A 19,710-nucleotide genomic window follows, 5' to 3' on the forward strand; every position below is an offset into this window, starting at 1 on the left:
CGGTTTTCATGCCGCCAGCGGCGTGAACTGCCGCACGTCGACCGAGGCCTGGCTCGACTCGAACCACGGATCGGGTTCGCCGTCGAGTGCAAACTGCAGTCGCTCCCACAGCGCCTTGCGGCCTTCGGCGTCCTCGAGAATCTTCTTCTTCACATAGTCCAGGCCCACACGGCCGATGTAGTGCACCGTGCGCTCGAGGTACCAGCCCTCTTCGCGGTAGAGCTGCAGGAACGCCCCCGCGTACTCCATCACTTCCTCGGAGGTCTTGACCTTCACGAGGAACTGCGCCACCTCGGTCTTGATGCCGCCGTTGCCGCCCACGTAGAGTTCCCAGCCCGAGTCGACGCCGATCACGCCCACGTCCTTGATGCCGGCCTCCGCGCAGTTGCGCGGGCAGCCCGAGACCGCGAGCTTGACCTTGTGCGGCGAGTACATGGCCCACAGCGCGCGCTCGAGGTCCTTGCCCATCTGCGTCGAGTCCTGCGTGCCGAAGCGGCACCACTCGCTGCCGACGCAGGTCTTCACCGTGCGCAGCGACTTTGCGTAGGCAAAGCCCGAGGGCATGCCGATGTCCTTCCAGACGTTCTCCAGGTCTTCCTTCTTCACCCCTAGGAGGTCGATGCGCTGTCCACCGGTGACCTTGACGGTCGGGATCTTGTACTTGTCGGCCGCGTCCGCAATGCGGCGCAGTTCGTCGGGCGTGGTGTGGCCGCCCCACATGCGCGGGATCACCGAATAGGTGCCGTCCTTCTGGATGTTGGCGTGGCTGCGCTCGTTGATGAAGCGGCTCTGCGGGTCGTCCTTGGCCTCCTTGGGCCAGGTCGAGATCAGGTAGTAGTTGACGGCCGGGCGGCAGGTCGCGCAGCCGTTGGGCGTGCGCCAGCCGAGGCCGCGATAGACCTCATCGTGCGTGAGCCAGTGTTCCTTGCGGATCGCGTCGCGCACGTCCTGGTGGCTGGCGTCGGTGCAGCCGCAGACCGCCTTCTTCTTCGGCGTGGCCGAGTAGTCGCCGCCGGCGGTGAACATCAGGATCTGTTCCACCAGCCCGGTGCACGAGCCGCAGGAGGCGCTGGCCTTGGTGTGCTTCTTGACCTCTTCGAGCGTGAACAGGCCCTTGTCCTTGATGGCCTTGCAGATGGTGCCCTTGCTGACGCCGTTGCAGCCGCAGACCTCGGCGTCGTCGGGCATGCTGGCGGCCTTGCTGTGGCCTTCGTGGCCGGTGTCGCCGATGTTCGATTCGCCGAACATCAGCTTGTCGCGGATGTCGCTCACGCTGCGGCCGTCGCGCAGCAGCTTGAAGTACCAGCTGCCGTCGACCGTGTCGCCGTAGAGGCAGGCGCCGACCAGCTTGTCGTCCTTGATCACCAGCTTCTTGTAGACGCCGCCGAAGGGGTCGCTCATCACGATCTCCTCGGTGCCTTCGCCGCCCATGAACTCGCCGGCGCTGAAGAGGTCGATGCCCGTCACCTTGAGCTTGGTCGAGGTCAGCGATCCGAGGTAGCGGCCGATGCCGAACTGCGCGAGATGGTTGGCCGCCACCTTGGCCTGCTCGAACAAGGGTGCGACCAGCCCGTAGGCGATGCCGCGGTGGGCCGCGCATTCGCCCACCGAGTAGATGCGCGCGTCGGTCACGGTCTGCATGGTGTCGGTGACCACGATGCCGCGGTTGCAATGCAGGCGCATCTTCTCGGCCAGCTCGACGTTGGGCCGGATGCCCACGGCCATCACGACCAGGTCGGCCGCGACCTCGGTGCCGTCCTTGAAGTGGATGGCCGCAACGCGTCCTTCATCGTTGCCGACCAGCTCCTGCGTCTGCGCGCCGATCAGGAACTTGAGCCCGCGGTCTTCCAGCGACTTCTGCAGCAGCTTGCCCGCCACGTCGTCGAGCTGGCGCTCCATGAGCCAGGGCATGACATGCACTACGGTCACGTTCATGCCGCGCAGCATCAGGCCGTTGGCCGCTTCCAGGCCCAGCAGGCCGCCGCCGATGACCACCGCGTTCTTGTGCGTCTTCGCGGTCTCGATCATGTAGTCGGTGTCGGCGATGTCGCGGTAGGCGATCACGCCCTTCAGGTCCTTGCCCGGGACGGGCAGCATGAAGGGGTTGGAGCCGGTGCACATCAGCAGGCGGTCGTAGGCGGCCTCGGTGCCGTCCTCGGCCCGCACGATGCGCTTGACGCGATCGACCTCGACCACCTTCTTGCCGGCGTGCAGCGTGATGTTGTTCTCGGCGTACCACTCCCAGCTGTTGAGCACGATCTCGTCGACCGTCTGCTCGCCGGCGAGCACCGGCGACAGCAGGATGCGGTTGTAGTTGGGATGCGGCTCGGCGCCGAAGACGGTGATGTCGTAGAGATCGGGCTCGATCTTCAGCAGCTCTTCGAGCGTGCGCACGCCGGCCATGCCGTTGCCGACCATCACGAGTTTCATCTTCTTCATGGGGTGGGACCTTTCAAGCAAAGAGGGGGCTCGCGGCTTGCGCGGACAATCGCGCGCCATGAGCTTCGAAGTAGAGATCGGCTACAGCAGCCACCGCGGGCCGCGCCCGCAGAACGAGGACTTCGCCGGCGCGGTGCATGCGCCGCGCGGCGAGGAGTCGCGCGGGCTGATCGCGGCGATCGCCGACGGCGTTTCTTCGGGCGGCCACGGGCTGGAGGCGGCGCAGACCACCGTCATCGGCCTTCTGGGCGACTACTTCGCCACACCCGACACCTGGGAGCCGACGGTCGCGATGGACCGACTGATCGCCGCCCAGAACGCCTGGCTGGCCGATCACAACCGGCGCCGCCGCCAGGACAGCGCCATGACCACGCTGACCGCCCTGGCCCTGCACGGGCAGAGCTACACGTTGGCCCATGTGGGCGACACGCGCGCCTGGCGCGTGCGCAAGGGCGAGGGCGCGGCCATGCAGTTGAGCGTCGACCATGCGCTGGACCATCCCGACCTGCGCAGCCGCCTGACGCGCGCGGTGGGCCTCGACGACCACGTGCGCGTCGACTACATGCAAGGCGAGCTGCGCATCGGCGACTGCTTCGTGCTCAGCACCGACGGCGTGCACGGCGTGCTGAAGCCTGCGCGCGTGGCCGAGCTCGCGCTGGCCACCAATGCGCAGCAGGCCAGCGACGCGCTGGTCGACGCGGCGATCGCCGCCGGCACCCGCGACAACGCCACCGCGCTCGTCATCCGCGTGCTCGGGCTGGATGCGCGCCAGCTGCACGACGAGCTGGGCGATGCGCGCCGCCTGGATCCGCCCGCGGCGCTGAAGGTGGGCGAGGTGCTGGACGGCTACGCGATCACCGCGCTGGTCGCCGACACCGGCGTGCACCGGCTCTACCAGGCGCGCCATGTGCCCACCCGCGCGCTGGTCGCGCTCAAGACCCTGCACCCTTCGCGCGCCAGCGACCCCGAGGAGCGCGCCATGCTGGCGCACGAGGCCTGGCTGGGCCTGCGCGTGGGCGGGCGCGGCGAGCCCGGCTTCGTGCGCGTGCACGAACGCGCCGACGACGCCAGCGCGCTCTACACCGTGTTCGACTGGCATGGCGGTCGCACCGTCGAACAGATGTTGCGCTCGGGCATGCGCCCGGCCGTGGCGGAGGTGGTGGCCGCCGCGGTCCAGATCTGCAAGAGCCTGGGCCGGCTGCACCGCCACGGCGTGGTGCATCGGGACATCAAGCCCGGCAATCTGCACCTGGGCGACGACGGCTGCTGGCGCATCCTCGACCTGGGCGTGGCGCTCTCGGGCCGCGAGGGCGCGGCGCAGCGCGAGCTGCATGCCGGCACGCCCAGCTTCATGAACCCCGAGCAATGGGAGGGCGTCGCGCCCGATGCCAGCAGCGACCTGTTCGCCCTCGGCGTGGTGCTGTACCAATGGCTGGGCGGGCGCCTGCCTTACGGCGAGATCGAGCCCTACCAGATCGCCCGCTACCGGCGCGATCCCGTAGCGCTCTCGCGCATCCGGCCGGACGTGCCGATCTGGCTCGACCATCTGGTGCGCAAGGCGGTGGCGCGCGATCCGCGGCAGCGCTTCGAGACCGCCGAGGAGATGCTGCTGGCGCTCGAACGCGGCGCGGCCCGCCCGGTCGGCGCGCCGGCCGCCACGCCGCTGGTGCGGCGCGATCCGGCCCTGCTGTGGAAGATCGCGCTGGCCGCGTCGCTGCTCTTCAACGCGCTGCTCGTCTACTGGCTGCTGTTCCTGCCGCGCTGAGCGCAGGAGGGAGGAGGGGTGGCGCATGGGCATCACCGTCCGGCGCTGCGGCGCAGCGGCCGGACCGGCCGGTCGCCCTCGCCGGCTGGATCGACCGGCGTGCTGCGTGCGCGGCCGCCCTTCTCGGCCCAGGTCCGCGTCCAGCGGATCTGCATGACCCGCATGACGCCCAGCATCACCAGGGCCAGCACTGCAAACAGCATGAAGCCCCACATGTAGGTGCCCAGGTACTGCTTCGACAGGCCCATCGCATTGGGCACCAGGCCGCCGCCCAGCGCGCCGATCTCGCCGATCATCGAGCCGGCCACGGCCGTGGTCGTCGGCCAGCGCAGCGGCACCAGCTGGAACAGCGCGCCGTTGCCCGCGCCCAGGGCGGCAAAGCACACCATCAGCAGCAGCGTGGTGATCGCGAGCGAGCCGGAGGAGAGCCCGATCAGCGCCAGCGAGACCGCCGACACCACCAGCACCAGCGTCAGCGTGTTGACGCCGCCCCAGCGGTCGGAGATCCAGCCGCCCATCACGCGCACCGCCGCGCCCATGAACGCGGCCAGCATCGTCAGCTGGCCCGCCTGCACCTTGCTCACGCCGAACTGGTCGTAGTAGTAGGAGGGCAGGAAGGTGGTGAGGCCGATGAAGCCGCCGAAGGTGACGCCGTAGATCAGGCTGAAGGCCCAGCCGTCCTTTTCGAACAGGCAGGCCACGTGCTCGCGCAGGCCGGCGTGGCTGTCGACGTCGGGCGGCTCCTGCGCGAACAGCACCATCACCGCCATCGGCAGCAGGATGGCCACCGCCGCGACGCCGTAGACGGCCTGCCAGCCGAGCCATTGCGCCAGCGGCGGCGCGACCAGCACCGACAGCGCCGTGCCCACGTTGCCGGCGCCCACCAGCCCCATCGCCAGGCCCTTGTTCTGCGGCGGGAAGGAGCCCGAGCCCAGCGACAGGGCCACGCCGAAGCTGGCGCCCGCGATGCCCAGCAGCACGCCCATGGCCAGCAGGTCGTTGAAGCTGTGCACCATGAAGAAGCCGAACAGCATCGCCACCGCGATCAGCCCCATCTCCACCAGCGTGGCGTTCTTGCGCCCGATGTACTGCGACAGGATGCCGAGCGGAAAGCGCATCAGCGCGCCGGCGATGATCGGGATCGACAGCATCAACCCCATCTGCGCGGGATTCAACTGGAAGGCCTCGCCGATAAAGGGCGCCATCGCACCGTTCAGCACCCAGATGCAGCACGAGAACATGAAGTAGAAGAAGGCCGCGAAGAGGGTGGGTGCGTGCCCGGAGCGCAGGAATGATTTGAAGCTGGACATGGCGGTGGCAATGCGTAAAGCATCCGCACAGCCGTGGCGCGGCTGCGTGGATGGGCGATGAATAGGAGTTTCCCGCCGGGAGCCGGCGGAATGGATGGGCGGTGAGCGAGTCCCTGCCGGGACCCGGGTCGGCGCGGAGGCCGAGGACTTCACCAAAGCGGTGCTTCGTTACACCGTGCCTTCCCTTACGCAAGATGCGTGCCTGCCGCGAGAGGCTCGCTTCGCCTATGCTGCGCTCGCCCCCCTCGTTCGCGACCCAACTTCCATGATTCGACTCTTGCTCGTCTTGCCTGACTCCGATGCCGAGGTGCTGAGCCAAGTGCTGGCGGGCGCGGATGCCGCCGCCATCGGCTTCAGCACCTGCGACACGATGGTGCAGGAGGCCGCCATGCTCGCACCGCAACAGGTGCTGATCCACAGGCCCGCATCGATCCCTGACCTGCAGGCCGCCCTGCATACCTGGGCTGGCGCTCCGCCGCATCCGGTCGTGGTGATCAGCGAGCCGCTGTCGCCAGAAGTGCATGAGGCGCTCGTCGAGCTGGGCGTGCACGCCTGGTCGTGCGCCGAAACCCTGGATGCACAGAGCCTGCGCGCCGTGCTGGCGCGCGCGCAGGCGCGCTGGCAACGCGAGGCTGCGCTGCGCGACACGCTGGCGCGCTCGCTCGCCCATCTCGACGAGCGCAAGTGGGTGGACCGCGCCAAGGGGCTCCTGATGTCGGCGCGCGGCATCGGCGAGGACGCCGCGTTCGGCATGCTGCGCGGTGCAGCGATGCACGCCAACCTGCGGGTCGGTGAACTCTCGCGTTCGGTGGTCGAGGCGGCCCAGTGGGCCGAGGCGATCAACCGTGCCGGGCAGTTGCGCATGCTCTCGCAGCGCCTGGTGCGCCTGGCGGCGCAGGCGCTCGCGGATGTGGATGCGCGGCGCAGCCGCAGCCTGCGCGCGCAGTCGGTCGAGCGGGTCAAGGACAACCTCGATCACCTGGCTTCCCTCCCGCTGGATCCGACCTCGATGCAGGCGCTGGCGGCCGTGCGCTCGGCATGGGATGCCATGGATGCGGCGCTGTCCTCGCGGCTGTCCGCGGCCTCGCTGACCGCCATCGACGCCAGCGGCGAAGACCTGCTGGTCGCGGCCGAGGCGCTCACCGACGTGCTCGAATCCTCCGCGGGCCGCAGGGCCTTGCGCATCGTCAATCTCTGCGGGCGGCAGCGCATGCGCGCCCAGCGCCTGGCCAAGGACGCGCTGCTCGCCGCGATGCTGCCCGAGGGCGCGTGGAGCGCGCGCCTCGCGCCCACCATGGACACTTTCGAGGCCTCGCTGCTGGAGCTGGAGCGCGCGCCGCTGAGCTCGCCCGAGATCCGCGACGCGCTCCATGGCGCCCGCGACGAATGGCTGCGGCTGGTGCGCGGCGTGCGCCATGCCGACCGGGCCGAGGGGCGCGCCGATCTGGTGCGCGCCAGCGAGGTGCTGGCCGATACCTTCGACCGGCTCACCGCCTCGTACGAACACAGCCTGCAGGTCATCATGTCCTGAGCCTGTGTTCGGCCTGCTCGCTCAGGCCGCAACCTTCTCCACGTGCGCCTGGCGCGTGTAGAGAAAGTCGATTACGGCCTTGCGGGCGTGCACGTAGACGGGGTCTTCCGCGAGCTCGACGCGGTTGCGCGGGCGCGGGATGTCGACTGCCAGCACCTCGCCGATGGTGGCGGCCGGGCCGTTGGTGAGCATGACGATGCGGTCCGACAGGAGCACCGCCTCGTCGACGTCGTGCGTGACCATCACCACCGTGCTGTGCGTTTTCTGCACGATGGCCAGCAGCTCGTCCTGCAACTTGGCGCGCGTCAGCGCGTCGAGGGCGCCGAAGGGCTCGTCCATCAGCAGCACCTTGGGTTCCATCGAGAGGGCGCGCGCAATGCCCACGCGCTGTTTCATGCCGCCGGAGATTTCGCCGGGGCGCTTCTGCGCGGCCGGCGTGAGGCCGACCAGCGCGAGCGCCGCTTCGGTGCGCGCCCTGAGCTGCGCCTTGTTCTCGGTCGAAGCGAACACGCGCTCGACGGCGAGGTAGACGTTCTCGTAGCAGGTGAGCCAGGGCAGCAGCGAATGGTTCTGGAACACCACCGCGCGCTCGGGCCCCGGGCCCTTGATCTCGCGGTTGGCGCACAGCAGCACGCCCTGCGTGGGCGTGGTGAGGCCGGCGATCAGGTTCAGCAGCGTGGACTTGCCGCAGCCCGAATGCCCGATCAGCGTGATGAACTCGCCCTTGGCCACCTGCAGGTTGATGTCGCGCAACGCGAGGAAGCTGCCCTTGGGCGTCTTGAAGCGCTGTTCGACGTCGTGGATTTCGATGTACTTCATGATGGACCGATCGTCCTGAGCTTGTCGAAGGGTCATGCCTTCACCTCTTCGAACGTGAATGCGGTGGCGATCCGGATCAGCGCGAACTCGAGCACGAGCCCGACCATGCCGATGACGAAGATCGCGATGATGATGTTGGCGACGTTGAGGTTGTTCCACTCGTCCCAGACCCAGAAGCCGATGCCGACGCCGCCGGTCAGCATCTCGGCCGCCACGATCACCAGCCAGGCGGTGCCGACCGCGAGGCGCACGCCGGTCAGCATGTAGGGCAGCACGGCGGGGAACAGGATCTTGGTGAGGATCTTCCACTCGGAAAGATTGAGCACGCGCGCCACATTCATGTAGTCGCTGGGCACGCGCTGCACGCCCACCGCGGTGTTGATGATCATGGGCCAGATCGAGCAGATGAAGATGGTCCAGATCGCGGCCGGGTTGGCGCCCTTGAAGACCAGGAGGCCGATCGGCAGCCAGGCCAGCGGCGACACCGGTCGCAGCAGGCTGATCAGCGGATTGAACATGCGCGAGAGGAACTCGAAGCGACCGATCGCGAAGCCGGCCGGGATGCCGACCGCGGCGGCCAGCCCGAAGCCGAGCGCCACGCGCTGGAGCGACGAGAGCACGTTCCAGCCCACGCCCTGGTCGTTGGGGCCCTTGCTGTAGAAGGGATCGCTGAACACGGTCAGCGCCTGTTGCCAGACGGCGGCCGGCGACGGGAAGCCGGTGGTGCTTTTCAGCGCCACGAGTTCCCAGATCAGGACCAGCAACGCAAAGCCAAGGATCGGCGGCAGCACGCGCAGCCAGATCCAGCTGAAGTCGCGCGGGGCGCGGGGCGTGGTCTCTTCCTGCGCGGGCTCTGCAGGCGGGACGGAGGCGGCCGCGGACTTCCTGGCGGCTGCCGGCGTGGCGAGCTGCCCCTGGGCAGCCTCGAGCGGGGAGTGAAAGACGGCACTGACCATGGCGGGCTCCTCAGGCATTGACCTTGAACGACTCGGCGTACTTCTTCGGATCCTTGCCGTCCCACACCACGCCGTCGATCAGCTTGCTGCTGCGCATCGTGTCCTTGGGAACGGAGGTCTTGGTCGCGGCTGCAGCCTGCTTGTAGATGTCGATGCGGTTGATCTCCGTGGCCACCTTGAGGTAGTCCGGATGCTCCTTCAGCAGGCCCCAGCGCTTGTGCTGCGTGAGGAACCACATGCCGTCGGAGAGGTAGGGGAAGGTCGCCGCGCCGTCGTTGTAGAACTTCATGTGGTTCGGGTCGTCCCAGTTCTTGCCCAGGCCGTTGGTGTAGCGGCCCAGGATGCGCTGGTTGATGGCGTCCACGCTGGTGTTGACGTAGCTCTTGTCGGCGATGGTTTCGGCCATCTTGTTCTTGTTCTGCAGACCGGCGTCGATCCACTTCCCGGCTTCGAGAATCGCGGCCGTCACGGCGCGCGCCGTGTTGGGGTATTTCTTGACGAAGTCGCCGGTGGTGCCGAGCACCTTCTCGGGATGGTCCTTCCAGATGTCCTGCGTGGTGACGGCCGTGATGCCGATGCCGTCCATGATCGCGCGCTGGCCCCAGGGCTCGCCGACGCAGTAGCCGTCCATGTTGCCCACGCGCATGTTGGCAACCATCTGCGGCGGCGGCACGGTGATGACCTTGGCATCCTTCAACGGGTTGACGCCGTTGGCGGCCAGCCAGTAATAGAGCCACATCGCGTGGGTGCCGGTCGGGAAGGTGTGGGCGAAGGTGTATTCGCCTTTCTCCTTCGCCATCACCTTGGCCAGCGAGGCGCCGTCGACCGCGCCCTTGTCGGCCAGTTTCTTCGACAGCGTGATCGCCTGGCCGTTGTTGTTGAGGGTCATCAGGATGGCCATGTCCTTCTTCGGCCCGGCGGTGCCGAGGTGCACGCCGTAGATCAGGCCGTAGAGCACGTGGGCGAAGTCGAGCTCGCCATTGACCAGCTTGTCGCGCACACCGGCCCAGCTGGCTTCCTTGCTCGGCACGATCTTCACGCCGTACTTCTTGTCGATGCCGAGCACCGAGGCCATGACGACGCTGGCGCAGTCGGTCAGCGGGATGAAGCCGATCTTGACTTCCTCCTTTTCTGGCTTGTCCGAGCCTTGGGCCCAGACGGCTGCGCGCAGGGCGGGGTCGAGCCCGACCGCGCCGATGGCGGCGGCTTGCAGCACGCGGCGGCGATTCAACTTCGGTTTCAGCAAATCGGTCATGGGGCGAGCTCCGGAATGAAGAAAAGACAAAAAGCACAAAACAAAAAAGGCGTCCCGACCACGCACGGGCCGCTCGATAACGAGCCCTTGCGGGATGGGGACGCCTTTGTCCGGTTCGGTGGGTCGCACCCGCCGTTGGATGCCACCTGCCTGAAGACCCTTGCAGGTCTATGCAGGTTTGTTAAGCAAACTGCGTGCCAGCAGTTCAGAGGGGTGGTTTGCTATCAAATCGATAGCCTCCGAAGTCCGCGTCGTGAGGCAAGAGGCGCCGAATCCCTTGAACTGCGATCGAAGCACAGTTGTTGTGCAGCGCACCAATTCAGGTGCGAGGCGCCCGGGACGCCGGCTCGCCGGGCAGGTATTCGGCCATCGAGAGCACCGATTCGGCGACGTCGACCAGCCTGCGGTTCTGGCTCATGGCTGTCTGGCGCAGCATCTTGTGCGCCTCCTCCTCGCTGAGGCGGCGGTGTGCCATCAGCAGGCCCTTGGCGCGTTCGACCAGCTTGCGCTCGTTCAGGGCCGCGCGCACGGTGTCGAGTTCGTCGCTCATCGCCTGCAGCCGGTGCGACTGCTCCTGCACCATCTCCAGAATCGATCGCTCGAGCTGCCGGCCATAGGGCGTGGCTGAACCCATGGTTTGCGGGTGGCCCGGCGCGTCTGCAGCGGGCTGCTCGTCGAAGAAGACTGCCGCCGGTGTACCCGCCTCGCGCGCCAGCTTGGCCAGCAGCACGTCATGGGCCTGCAGCTCGGCCCGGGCCTGGCTCGTTTTCTGTTCGCAGATCCGGCGCAGGTCGGCGGCCAGGCGCTCTTCGATCGATTGCATGGCGTCGATGCGCCGGCTGCAGCAGTCGAACCAGGTCTGGCTCAGTTCGGTATCGAGTGCCACGCCGGCGGGTGCCGCGCAGGCGATGCGGCGCAGCCGTTCCTGCTCCGCCAATTGGGCGGGGGATTGACTGCTGCGCCAGAGCTCGGCGATGCGCGCGCCCGAGAACTCGGCGAAGACCTGGAAGCAGCGCTCCTGCGATTCGATCAGATGCAGCCATTGCTGCTGGCGCGCGCTGTCGTTGTGGCCCGAGGCGAAGGCCGCGGCGCCGCAGGCGCGCTCCTGGCCGGCGAACTCCTTGCCCTGCATGAAATTGAACATGGCCACCAGCTGACGAGAGATTTCCGGGTCGGTGGCGCCGTCCGCGGCCTCGAACACGACTGCGAGCAGCCCTGCGATCAGCTTGACGAAGGCGGCCGTCGCCTCAGCCGGGCTGAGCTCCAAGGCGCCGACGCGACGGCGCAGCTCGGGCAGGCCCTCGAGGCCCGGCAGCACCCAGGCGATGCGGCTGAACAGGCGCGCACCGTTGCCGATGCGGCCCGCGTCGGCCTCGAGCTGATCGAACGAAGCGCGCACCGCCTCTTCCACGCGCAGGCATTCGGCGATCTGCTCGCTGCGCTGCGAGACGAAACGGTGGCCACGCGACGCCAGCAGCACGTTCGAGATGCCGCGTTCGCGCTGCAGCGCATGGACCAGGCGGCCGATCGTGCCGACCAGCGCGCTGGTGCGGGCGAGCTGCTCCAGCGCGTCGATTTCGCAGCGCAGGGCGGCCATCAGAAAGCTCAGTCCGGATTTCATCGTGGGGCGGCATGGCTGAAGAGCCATCCTAAGGACATGCAGCAACATCCGTGCCCCGACATCGTGCGCACCCTACACTCGTCGCATGTTTGTATTGGGAATCGAATCGTCCTGCGACGAGACCGGCGTGGCCCTGGTCGAATCCGGCGCGAGCGGCTTGCCGCGCCTGGCCGCGCACGCGCTCCACAGCCAGATCGCGATGCACCAGGCCTATGGCGGCGTGGTGCCCGAGCTGGCCAGCCGCGACCACATCCGGCGCGTGCTACCCCTGGCGCAGACGGTGTTGTCCGAGGCCGCCCGCTCCCTGCCCGAGATCGACGTCGTCGCCTACACGCGCGGGCCGGGGCTGGCCGGCGCGCTGCTGGTGGGCGCCGGCGTGGCCTGTGCACTGGGCGCGGCGCTTGGCAAGCCGGTGCTGGGCGTGCATCACCTGGAAGGCCACCTGCTGTCGCCCTTTCTCAGTGCCGATCCGCCCGAGTTCCCCTTCGTCGCGCTGCTGGTCTCGGGCGGTCACACGCAACTGATGCGGGTCGACGGCGTGGGGCGCTACGAGCTGCTCGGCGAGACCATCGACGACGCAGCAGGCGAAGCCTTCGACAAGAGCGCCAAGCTGATGGGCCTGCCCTATCCTGGCGGCCCCTGGCTCGCCAAGCTGGCGGAGGAGGGCGACGCCGCGGCCTTCAAGCTGCCGCGGCCCCTGCTGCACAGCGGCGACCTCGACTTCTCCTTTGCCGGCTTGAAGACGGCGGTGCTGACGCAGGCCAGGAAACTCGGCGGCGAGCTCGAAGCGCGCAAGGCCGATCTGGCCGCCTCGACCCAGGCCGCGATCGTCGACGTGCTGCTGAAGAAATCACTGGCCGCCATCGAGCAGACCGGGCTGGACCGGCTGGTGGTGGCCGGGGGCGTGGGTGCCAACCGGGCTTTGCGCGAACAGCTCAATGCGGCATGCGCGAAGCGCGGCGTGCGCGTGCACTACCCCGAGCTGCACCTGTGCACCGACAACGGCGCCATGATCGCGATGGCCGCCGCGATGCGCCTGCAGGCCGGCCTGGGGCAGGCGAGCGAGCGCTATGCCTTCGACGTCAAGCCGCGATGGCCACTGGCTTCGCTCTGCGCGCCGGAGCCGGAGTTCGGGTAGTCGCGCCTTTCTTGCCGTGCGAGGGCAGCGGCAGCACCTCGAGCACCTTGCGCCAGAGTTGCGACCACTGCGGCCAGTCGTGGCCGCCTTCGATCGTGAACACGCGCCCGGCAGGCAAGGCCTCCGCCAGCAGGCGGTGATTGGCGGCGAAGCGGTCGGCGAGGCCGAAACCCAGGTACAGCGGCGGCAGGCCCTTGGCGGGCTTGGAGGCCGCGTACTGCTGAAGCCAGGGCCAGAGCTTGCGATCGACCTCCTGGTCCGGCGGCGGGCCTTCGGGCGCCTTCCAGGCGCGCAGGCCGCCGGCCTTGTGGATCTCGGCGCCGACCGGCCGCCGTCCGAGGTAGGGCGCCAGCGCCACGATGCCGTCGACGGCGCCGGGCTTGGCCAGTTCGTGGATCAGGGCGCCGAAACCGCCGATCGAGATGCCCACCAGCCAGATCGACTTGTAACCCGTCGCACGCTGCGGCCGGAGGATGTCGTGATGCAGCCGCTCGATGAAGGTCTGGTCGTAGTAGTACGACACGTCGGCGTCGACGAGCAGGGCGTCGGCCGCCAGATCCCGCTCCCTGACCGCGCTGATGAAGCCTTCGCGCTCGAACTCTTCAGGCTTCAGGAACGCGCCCGGCAGGAACACCAGCAAGGTGTCCGACCGTGAATCGTCGTGAGCAAGTTTCAAGTGCGTTTTCATGGCGCTTCGTCGAGCGCCCGAGACTTCTTTCTGCTGCCCGCAGTCAAGGTATCGAACGCCAATTAGGAGGAAAGCATTTGAAAAAAACGCCACAAATGTGACGTTCTCTGTACTTATTTTGAGTTCAGAAATGAATCAGGTCGGCAACAAAAAGTTACCGGCCCGATTACCTTCTTGCGTCTTCCAAGCTTCTGAAACAATTTCGTATCAGTTGATGGCGAGCTGGGCGGCGTTGCTGACGGGGACCAGCTTGCCCAATTTCAGAGTCAGTACGCCATTCTCGAGCTTGGCTTCGCTGGTGGCGACCTCGATGTCCTGCGGCAGTTCATAAGCGGCCTTGAATTGGCGTTTTGCATCTGCCTTGCTTTCGATGCGAACCACGGCACCTTCGATGCCGATCGTCAGGTCTTCGCGCGAGAAGCCCGGAACGTCCATCGTCAGCGTCCAGGTCTTTTCGTCCTGTTCGACATTGAGCGAGCGGCGCGCGGCGGAAAAGGCATCGTTCACGAAGCGCTCGAGGCGCTGGTCATAGGCGCGCGGCACGAAGCGGGCGGTGCGAATTGCGGGTGCAAAAAACATGATGGGAACTCCTGAATGAACACAATGGGGACAAGAATGTGTGTCCCTTACACTGCGCGGCGTTTCAAACAACACAAGTGCCGCTTGCCACCTCATCTAGGCGCGGCGGGAGGCGTTTCAAGATGAGTTTTTCCAGCTTTATTTGGCGCCGCAAGGCCTTGAAATTCGCCGCTATGGCGCTATGCGCGGCGGCGCTAGCGCCGGTGTATGCGCAGCCCGCGCCGCCGCCGATCCGGCTCGCGCTGATCGAGAGCATGAGCGGGCCCTTCGCCAACACCGGCGAAGCGGTGTTCCGCAACCTGCTGTGGGCCGTGGAGCGCGTGAATGCGCGCGGCGGCGTCAAGCTGCCCGGCGGCGCCCGCTTTCTGCAGCTGGACCGCTATGACAGCAAGGGCCAGAACGAGGAGGCGCTGTCGGCGCTGCGCGCGGCCATGGACGACGGCGCGCGCATCGTGCTGCAAGGGAATTCGTCGGCTACGGCGGCCGCACTGGTGGACGCCATCGAGAAGAACAACGAGCGCGACCCGTCGCGCCGCGTGCTGTTCCTCAACTACTCGGCGGTCGATCCGGTGCTCACCAACGAGCGCTGCAGCTTCTGGCACTTTCGCTTCGACGCGCATGCCGACATGCGCGTGACGGCGCTGATGGACGTGCTGAAGAACGACGCAGCGCTCAAGCGCGTCTACCTGATCGGGCAGGACTACAGCTTCGGCCAGGCCGTGCTGCGCGAATCGAAGCGGCAGCTCGGCGCGCTCCGGCCGGATGTGCAGATCGTCGGCGACGAGTTGCATCCGATGGGCCGCGTGAAGGACTTCGCGCCCTACGCCAGCAAGATCCTCGCGAGCGGCGCGCAGGCCGTGATCACCGGCAACTGGGGCAACGACCTCACGCTGCTGGTGAAGGCGGCGCGCGAGGCGGGTTTCAACGGCAGCTTCTACACCTTCTACGGCAACGCGCTCGGTGCGCCGGCGGCCATCGGCGATGCCGGCATCGGCCGCGTGGTCGCTGTGGCGGATTGGTTGCCGAACGTGCAGACGCGAGAGTCCGAAGCCTTCTACCGCGCCTTTCGCGAGCGCTTCCCCAAACCGGCCGAGGATTACGTGCACATGCGCATGCAGTTGCTGGTCGAGTCGCTGGCCCAGGCGGTCGAACGCGCCGGCAGCGTCGACACCGTGGCCGTGGCGCGCGCGCTCGAAAAGGCCGAGGTCACGCTGGCGGGCCAGAGCGGCCGCATGCGCGCCGCCGATCACCAGTTCCAGCAGGCCCTGGTGGTCGGCGTGATGGACAAGCAGGGCACGCCCGGCGTGAAGTTCGACGTCGAAGGCTCCGGCTACGGCTTCCGCGTCGTGAGGACAATCCCTGCAGAACGGGCCGAGATGCCCACCAGCTGCAAGATGCAGCGCTCCTGAATTTCCAAGGAACAGACACGATGCGCCAAGCCATCCACAACCTCGAAGCCTCCAAGATCCGTGAGGTCGCCAACGCCGGCCTGGGCCGCAGCGACGTGCTGGCCTTCTGGTTCGGCGAGAGCGACGAAGTGACGCCCGAGGTGATCCGCCAGGCGGCGATCGATTCGCTGCAACAAGGAGAAACCTTCTATACCCACAACCTGGGCCTGCCGGAACTGCGCGAGGCCGTTGCGCAGTACATGAGCGGGCTGCATCCGGCGATCGAGGCCTCGCGCATCGCCATCACCTCGGGCGGCGTCAATGCGCTGATGCTGGCGGTGCAGGCGCTGGTCGATGCGGGCGACGAAGTGGTCGCGGTCACGCCCGTGTGGCCCAACCTGACGGCGCAGCCCGCGATCCTCGGTGCGCGCGTGCGTTCCGTGCCGCTGGTGCCGAAGGCAGGGCAATGGACGCTCGACCTCGACGCGCTGCGCACCACGGTCACGCCGGCGACGAAGCTGCTCATCGTCAACGCGCCGAACAACCCGACCGGCTGGACCCTTGCGAGCGCGGAGCAGCAGGCGATCCTCGACCACTGCCGTCAGACCGGCACATGGATCCTGGCCGACGAGGTCTACGAGCGGCTCTATTTCGACGCCACGCCGAAGGGATGCGCGCCCAGCTTTCTGGACATCTCGACGCCGGACGACCGGCTCGTCGTCGCGCACAGCTTTTCCAAGAGTTTCCTCATGACCGGTTGGCGCCTCGGCTGGCTGGTGCTGCCGCCGGTGCTGATGGACGGCATGGGCAAGCTGATCGAATTCAACACTTCCTGCGCGAGCGTGTTCACCCAGCGCGCCGGCATCGCTGCGCTGGCGCACAGCCAGGAGATCACGCCGCGCGTGGTCGCGCACCTCAAGGCCTGCCGCGACACGCTGGTGCCCTTGCTCGCCGACATCCCGGGCGTCCAGGTGGCGCCCGCGCGCGGCGGCATGTACGCATTTTTCAAGCTCGAAGGCTTCGACGATTCGCTGGCGCTGGCCAAGCGCCTGGTGGCCGAGGCCGGGCTCGGGCTTGCGCCGGGGAGCGCTTTCGCACCCGAGGCGCAGGGCTGGCTGCGCTGGTGCTTTGCCTCGAAGGATCCGCAACGCCTGGTGCAGGGCGTCGAGCGGCTCAAGACCTGGCTGGCAGCCCGATAGTCGTTCGGGTTTTCATGCCAGGGATGCCACCGATCCGGCTTTGCCGGTCGGTCGGCATCGCCCCCGGTAGGGGGAAGGCGCGCGCGACACGAAGTGCGCGAAGCCCGGGGGCGGGTTATAATCCCAAGGCTTTGCATGCCGCAAGGCGCACGGCGGGTGCAGTTCCAGCGCCCGCCGCAAGTCAAACATTCCGGAACAGGAAAATCATCAAATGATCGCAGCCTCCATCAAGGCGGAAGTTGTCAAGGACAACGCCCGCGCCGCCAACGACACCGGCAGCCCCGAAGTGCAAGTCGCACTGCTGACCGCCCGCATCAACGAACTCACCCCGCACTTCAAGACGCACGCCAAGGACCACCATGGCCGCCGCGGCCTGCTGCGCATGGTGAGCCGCCGCCGCAAGCTGTTGGACTACCTCAAGTCCAAGGACGCCGACCGCTACACCGCGCTGATCGCCAAGCTGGGTCTGCGCAAGTAGGGCCGAATCGCATGCAAGAACGCCTGGGTTAGTCCGCTAGCTCAGGCGTTTTTTACTTCGGAGCCGCCAAAACAGAGCGAAGCTGTGTCATTCCAACGAAGTTCTCGCCGAATTTCTCTGGAATGGCATCGTGTTCTGGAAAGCGCTCCGGCCCCGCGGGGTCTGTGATCACCACAGGCAAACCCGCTAATCAAAACAGGAGCTAAACATGAGTCTCTTCAACAAAGTCACCAAGACCTTCCAGTGGGGCGGCAAGACCGTCGTTCTGGAAACCGGCGAAATCGCCCGCCAGGCCAGCGGCGCCGTGATCGTGGACATCGAAGGCACCGTCGTGCTGGCCACCGTCGTCGCTTCCAAGGCAGCCAAGCCGGGCCAGGATTTCTTCCCGCTGACCGTCGACTACATCGAGAAGACCTATGCCGCCGGCAAGATCCCCGGCAGCTTCTTCAAGCGCGAAGCCAAGCCCAGCGAACTCGAGACGCTGACCTCGCGCCTGATCGACCGGCCGATCCGCCCGCTGTTCCCCGAGGGCTTTTTGAACGAAGTGCACGTGGTGATCCACACGCTGTCGCTCAATCCCGAAGTCGACGCCGACATCGCCGCCATGATCGGCACGAGCGCCGCGCTGTCGATCTCCGGCATTCCCTTCAGCGGCCCGATCGGCGCCGCGCGCGTGGGCTATATCAACGGTCAGTACGTGCTGAATCCGGGGCAGACCGAGCGCAAGGATTCGCAGATGGACCTGGTCGTCGCCGGCACCGAAGCGGCCGTGCTGATGGTCGAGTCCGAAGCCCTGCAGCTGAGCGAGGAAATCATGCTCGGCGGCGTGGTGTTCGGCCATGAGCAGGCCAACATCGCGATCAATGCGATCCACGAACTCGTGCGCGACGCCGGCAAGCCGGTGTGGGACTGGCAGCCGCCGGCCGAGGACGAAGCCTTCGTCGCCAAGGTCAAGGGTCTGGCCGAAGAGAAGCTGCGCGCCGTCTACCAGATCCGCAGCAAGCAGGCTCGTACGCAAGCCCTGCGCGAGGCCAATGCCAGCGTGATGGATGCGCTGAAGGAAAGCGGCGAGCCCTTCGACGCCGGCAAGGTCAACGACCTCCTGTTCGCGATCGAATCGAAGATCGTGCGCAGCCAGATTCTCTCGGGCGAGCCGCGCATCGACGGCCGCGACACGCGCACCGTGCGTCCCATCGAGATCCGCAACGGCGTGCTGCCGCGCACCCACGGCTCGGCCCTGTTCACGCGAGGCGAAACCCAGGCGCTGGTCGTGACCACGCTCGGCACCGAGCGCGACGCGCAGCGCATCGACGCGCTGGCCGGCGAGTACGAAGACCGCTTCCTGTTCCACTACAACATGCCTCCCTTCGCCACCGGTGAAGTGGGCCGCATGGGCTCGACCAAGCGCCGCGAAGTCGGCCACGGCCGTCTGGCCAAGCGCGCCCTCGTGGCCTGCCTGCCGACCAAGGAAGAGTTCCCCTACACGATCCGCGTCGTGTCGGAAATCACCGAGTCGAACGGCTCCTCGTCGATGGCTTCGGTCTGCGGCGGCTGCCTCTCGATGATGGACGCCGGCGTACCGATGAAGGCGCACGTGGCCGGCATCGCGATGGGCCTGATCAAGGAAGACAACCGCTTCGCCGTGCTGACCGACATCCTGGGCGACGAGGACCACCTGGGCGACATGGACTTCAAGGTGGCCGGCACGACCAACGGCATTACCGCGCTGCAGATGGACATCAAGATCCAGGGCATCACCAAGGAAATCATGCAGGTCGCCTTGGCGCAGGCCAAGGAAGCGCGCATGCACATCCTGGGCAAGATGCAGGAAGCGATGGGCGAGGCCAAGGCCGAAGTCTCGAGCTTCGCGCCGCGCCTGTTCACGATGAAAATCAACCCCGAGAAGATCCGCGACGTGATCGGCAAGGGCGGCTCGGTGATCCGCGCGCTGACCGAAGAGACCGGCACGCAGATCAACATCGACGAAGACGGCACCATCACCATCGCTTCGACCGACCCGGCCAAGGCCGAAGCGGCCAAGAAGCGCATCGAGCAGATCACGGCGGAAGTCGAGATCGGCAAGACCTACGAAGGCCCGGTCACCAAGATCCTCGACTTCGGCGCACTCATCAACCTGCTGCCCGGCAAGGACGGCCTGCTGCACATCAGCCAGATCGCGCACGAACGCGTCGAGAAGGTGACCGACTACCTGAGCGAAGGCCAGATCGTGAAGGTCAAGGTGCTCGAGACCGACGAGAAGGGCCGCGTCAAGCTGTCCATGAAGGCGCTCACCGAGCGTCCGGCCGGCATGGAGTTCAGCGAGCGTCCGCCGCGCGAAGACCGCGGCGAGCGTCGCGAGCGTGGCGATCGCCCGCCGCGTGCCGAGCGTGCACCGCGCTTCGACAACGCCGAACGCGGCGAGCAAGCTGGCGAGCAGGCGGTGGCGGTCGAACAGGACCCGCGGCCGCAAGAGCCCAACGGCGGCGACCGCCAGCCCTGAGAGGCGAGGGCGGTGACGCCTTTGCCGTCATTTCACCGTGCGTC

At 67.2% G+C, this 19,710-nt stretch carries 15 protein-coding genes; 7 read left to right on the forward strand and 8 right to left on the reverse strand.

The features are described 5' to 3' along the window. Positions 1-6: 6 nt before the first annotated feature. Complete coding sequence (gene nirB / locus ACSQ86_RS09930; protein WP_436308818.1) at positions 7-2,439, reverse strand: nitrite reductase large subunit NirB; 2,433 nt, start codon at positions 2,437-2,439, stop codon at positions 7-9. A gap of 58 nt (positions 2,440-2,497) precedes the next feature. Between nirB and ACSQ86_RS09935 the strand changes: the two genes are divergently transcribed. After that, entirely contained in the window at positions 2,498-4,204 is a 1,707-nt protein-coding gene (locus ACSQ86_RS09935) for a protein kinase domain-containing protein (protein WP_436303512.1), read from the forward strand. Positions 4,205-4,236: 32 nt separating this feature from the next. Here the strand turns inward: ACSQ86_RS09935 and ACSQ86_RS09940 are convergent, their stop codons facing one another. After that, positions 4,237-5,514: an MFS transporter gene (locus ACSQ86_RS09940; RefSeq protein WP_093102404.1), complete on the reverse strand. Its 1,278-nt coding sequence runs from the start codon at positions 5,512-5,514 to the stop codon at positions 4,237-4,239. Between the two features lie 277 nt (positions 5,515-5,791). Between ACSQ86_RS09940 and ACSQ86_RS09945 the strand changes: the two genes are divergently transcribed. Beyond that, positions 5,792-7,045: a type IV pili methyl-accepting chemotaxis transducer N-terminal domain-containing protein gene (locus tag ACSQ86_RS09945; RefSeq protein ID WP_436308819.1), complete on the forward strand. Its 1,254-nt coding sequence runs from the start codon at positions 5,792-5,794 to the stop codon at positions 7,043-7,045. A gap of 21 nt (positions 7,046-7,066) precedes the next feature. On the opposite strand, the gene ACSQ86_RS09950 is transcribed toward ACSQ86_RS09945, so the two are convergent. The 4 genes from ACSQ86_RS09950 to ACSQ86_RS09965 form a co-directional block, all read right to left on the reverse strand. Next, positions 7,067-7,864, reverse strand: coding sequence for an ABC transporter ATP-binding protein (locus tag ACSQ86_RS09950; protein ID WP_093102407.1), 798 nt, complete (start codon positions 7,862-7,864; stop codon positions 7,067-7,069). 32 nt (positions 7,865-7,896) lie between these two features. Continuing rightward, complete coding sequence (gene ntrB / locus ACSQ86_RS09955; protein WP_436303514.1) at positions 7,897-8,820, reverse strand: nitrate ABC transporter permease; 924 nt, start codon at positions 8,818-8,820, stop codon at positions 7,897-7,899. A 10-nt stretch (positions 8,821-8,830) separates the two neighbouring features. After that, positions 8,831-10,075: a CmpA/NrtA family ABC transporter substrate-binding protein gene (locus ACSQ86_RS09960; RefSeq protein WP_093102409.1), complete on the reverse strand. Its 1,245-nt coding sequence runs from the start codon at positions 10,073-10,075 to the stop codon at positions 8,831-8,833. A gap of 319 nt (positions 10,076-10,394) precedes the next feature. Next, a complete protein-coding gene (locus ACSQ86_RS09965) occupies positions 10,395-11,696 on the reverse strand; it encodes a nitrate- and nitrite sensing domain-containing protein (protein WP_436308820.1) in 1,302 nt (433 codons plus the stop codon). An 85-nt stretch (positions 11,697-11,781) separates the two neighbouring features. On the opposite strand from ACSQ86_RS09965, the gene tsaD reads away from it, so the two are divergent. After that, positions 11,782-12,834 carry a tRNA (adenosine(37)-N6)-threonylcarbamoyltransferase complex transferase subunit TsaD gene (tsaD, locus tag ACSQ86_RS09970; RefSeq protein ID WP_436303516.1) on the forward strand — a complete coding sequence of 351 codons (1,053 nt, stop codon included), beginning with the start codon at positions 11,782-11,784 and terminating at the stop codon, positions 12,832-12,834. On the opposite strand, the gene ACSQ86_RS09975 is transcribed toward tsaD, so the two are convergent. Together ACSQ86_RS09975 and ACSQ86_RS09980 are read right to left on the reverse strand one after the other, a co-directional pair. After that, positions 12,779-13,510 carry an alpha/beta hydrolase gene (locus ACSQ86_RS09975; protein ID WP_436308821.1) on the reverse strand — a complete coding sequence of 244 codons (732 nt, stop codon included), beginning with the start codon at positions 13,508-13,510 and terminating at the stop codon, positions 12,779-12,781. The genes tsaD and ACSQ86_RS09975 overlap by 56 nt on opposite strands. Positions 13,511-13,729: 219 nt before the next feature. Continuing rightward, positions 13,730-14,101, reverse strand: a complete 372-nt coding sequence (locus ACSQ86_RS09980) for an Hsp20/alpha crystallin family protein (protein ID WP_436303517.1) — start codon at positions 14,099-14,101, stop codon at positions 13,730-13,732. A gap of 122 nt (positions 14,102-14,223) precedes the next feature. Here ACSQ86_RS09980 and ACSQ86_RS09985 point away from each other — a divergent pair, with 122 nt between their 5' ends. The 4 genes from ACSQ86_RS09985 (at position 14,224) to pnp (ending at position 19,666) form a co-directional block, all read left to right on the forward strand. Beyond that, positions 14,224-15,510, forward strand: coding sequence for a branched-chain amino acid ABC transporter substrate-binding protein (locus ACSQ86_RS09985; protein WP_436303518.1), 1,287 nt, complete (start codon positions 14,224-14,226; stop codon positions 15,508-15,510). A gap of 20 nt (positions 15,511-15,530) precedes the next feature. Beyond that, complete coding sequence (locus tag ACSQ86_RS09990; RefSeq protein ID WP_436303519.1) at positions 15,531-16,688, forward strand: pyridoxal phosphate-dependent aminotransferase; 1,158 nt, start codon at positions 15,531-15,533, stop codon at positions 16,686-16,688. A gap of 211 nt (positions 16,689-16,899) precedes the next feature. Next, positions 16,900-17,166 (forward strand): 30S ribosomal protein S15, encoded by a 267-nt coding sequence (gene rpsO / locus ACSQ86_RS09995; protein ID WP_007837783.1) that lies wholly within the window; start codon positions 16,900-16,902, stop codon positions 17,164-17,166. Between the two features lie 208 nt (positions 17,167-17,374). Further along, positions 17,375-19,666, forward strand: a complete 2,292-nt coding sequence (gene pnp / locus ACSQ86_RS10000) for a polyribonucleotide nucleotidyltransferase (RefSeq protein ID WP_436303520.1) — start codon at positions 17,375-17,377, stop codon at positions 19,664-19,666. Positions 19,667-19,710: the final 44 nt, after the last annotated feature.

Origin of the sequence: Variovorax sp. LjRoot130, from assembly GCF_964253755.1 — a bacterium.
Taxonomy (GTDB): domain Bacteria; phylum Pseudomonadota; class Gammaproteobacteria; order Burkholderiales; family Burkholderiaceae_C; genus Variovorax.

Excerpts from the sequence above, each read along its gene's own strand:
- nirB (WP_436308818.1), bottom strand. The coding sequence starts at position 2,439 with ATGAAGAAGATGAAACTCGTGATGGTCGGCAACGGCATGGCCGGCGTG.
- ACSQ86_RS09935 (WP_436303512.1), top strand. The coding sequence starts at position 2,498 with ATGAGCTTCGAAGTAGAGATCGGCTACAGCAGCCACCGCGGGCCGCGC.
- ACSQ86_RS09940 (WP_093102404.1), bottom strand. The coding sequence starts at position 5,514 with ATGTCCAGCTTCAAATCATTCCTGCGCTCCGGGCACGCACCCACCCTC.
- ACSQ86_RS09950 (WP_093102407.1), bottom strand. The coding sequence starts at position 7,864 with ATGAAGTACATCGAAATCCACGACGTCGAACAGCGCTTCAAGACGCCC.
- ntrB (WP_436303514.1), bottom strand. The coding sequence starts at position 8,820 with ATGGTCAGTGCCGTCTTTCACTCCCCGCTCGAGGCTGCCCAGGGGCAG.
- ACSQ86_RS09960 (WP_093102409.1), bottom strand. The coding sequence starts at position 10,075 with ATGACCGATTTGCTGAAACCGAAGTTGAATCGCCGCCGCGTGCTGCAA.
- ACSQ86_RS09965 (WP_436308820.1), bottom strand. The coding sequence starts at position 11,696 with ATGAAATCCGGACTGAGCTTTCTGATGGCCGCCCTGCGCTGCGAAATC.
- tsaD (WP_436303516.1), top strand. The coding sequence starts at position 11,782 with ATGTTTGTATTGGGAATCGAATCGTCCTGCGACGAGACCGGCGTGGCC.
- ACSQ86_RS09980 (WP_436303517.1), bottom strand. The coding sequence starts at position 14,101 with ATGTTTTTTGCACCCGCAATTCGCACCGCCCGCTTCGTGCCGCGCGCC.
- ACSQ86_RS09985 (WP_436303518.1), top strand. The coding sequence starts at position 14,224 with ATGAGTTTTTCCAGCTTTATTTGGCGCCGCAAGGCCTTGAAATTCGCC.
- ACSQ86_RS09990 (WP_436303519.1), top strand. The coding sequence starts at position 15,531 with ATGCGCCAAGCCATCCACAACCTCGAAGCCTCCAAGATCCGTGAGGTC.
- rpsO (WP_007837783.1), top strand. The coding sequence starts at position 16,900 with ATGATCGCAGCCTCCATCAAGGCGGAAGTTGTCAAGGACAACGCCCGC.
- pnp (WP_436303520.1), top strand. The coding sequence starts at position 17,375 with ATGAGTCTCTTCAACAAAGTCACCAAGACCTTCCAGTGGGGCGGCAAG.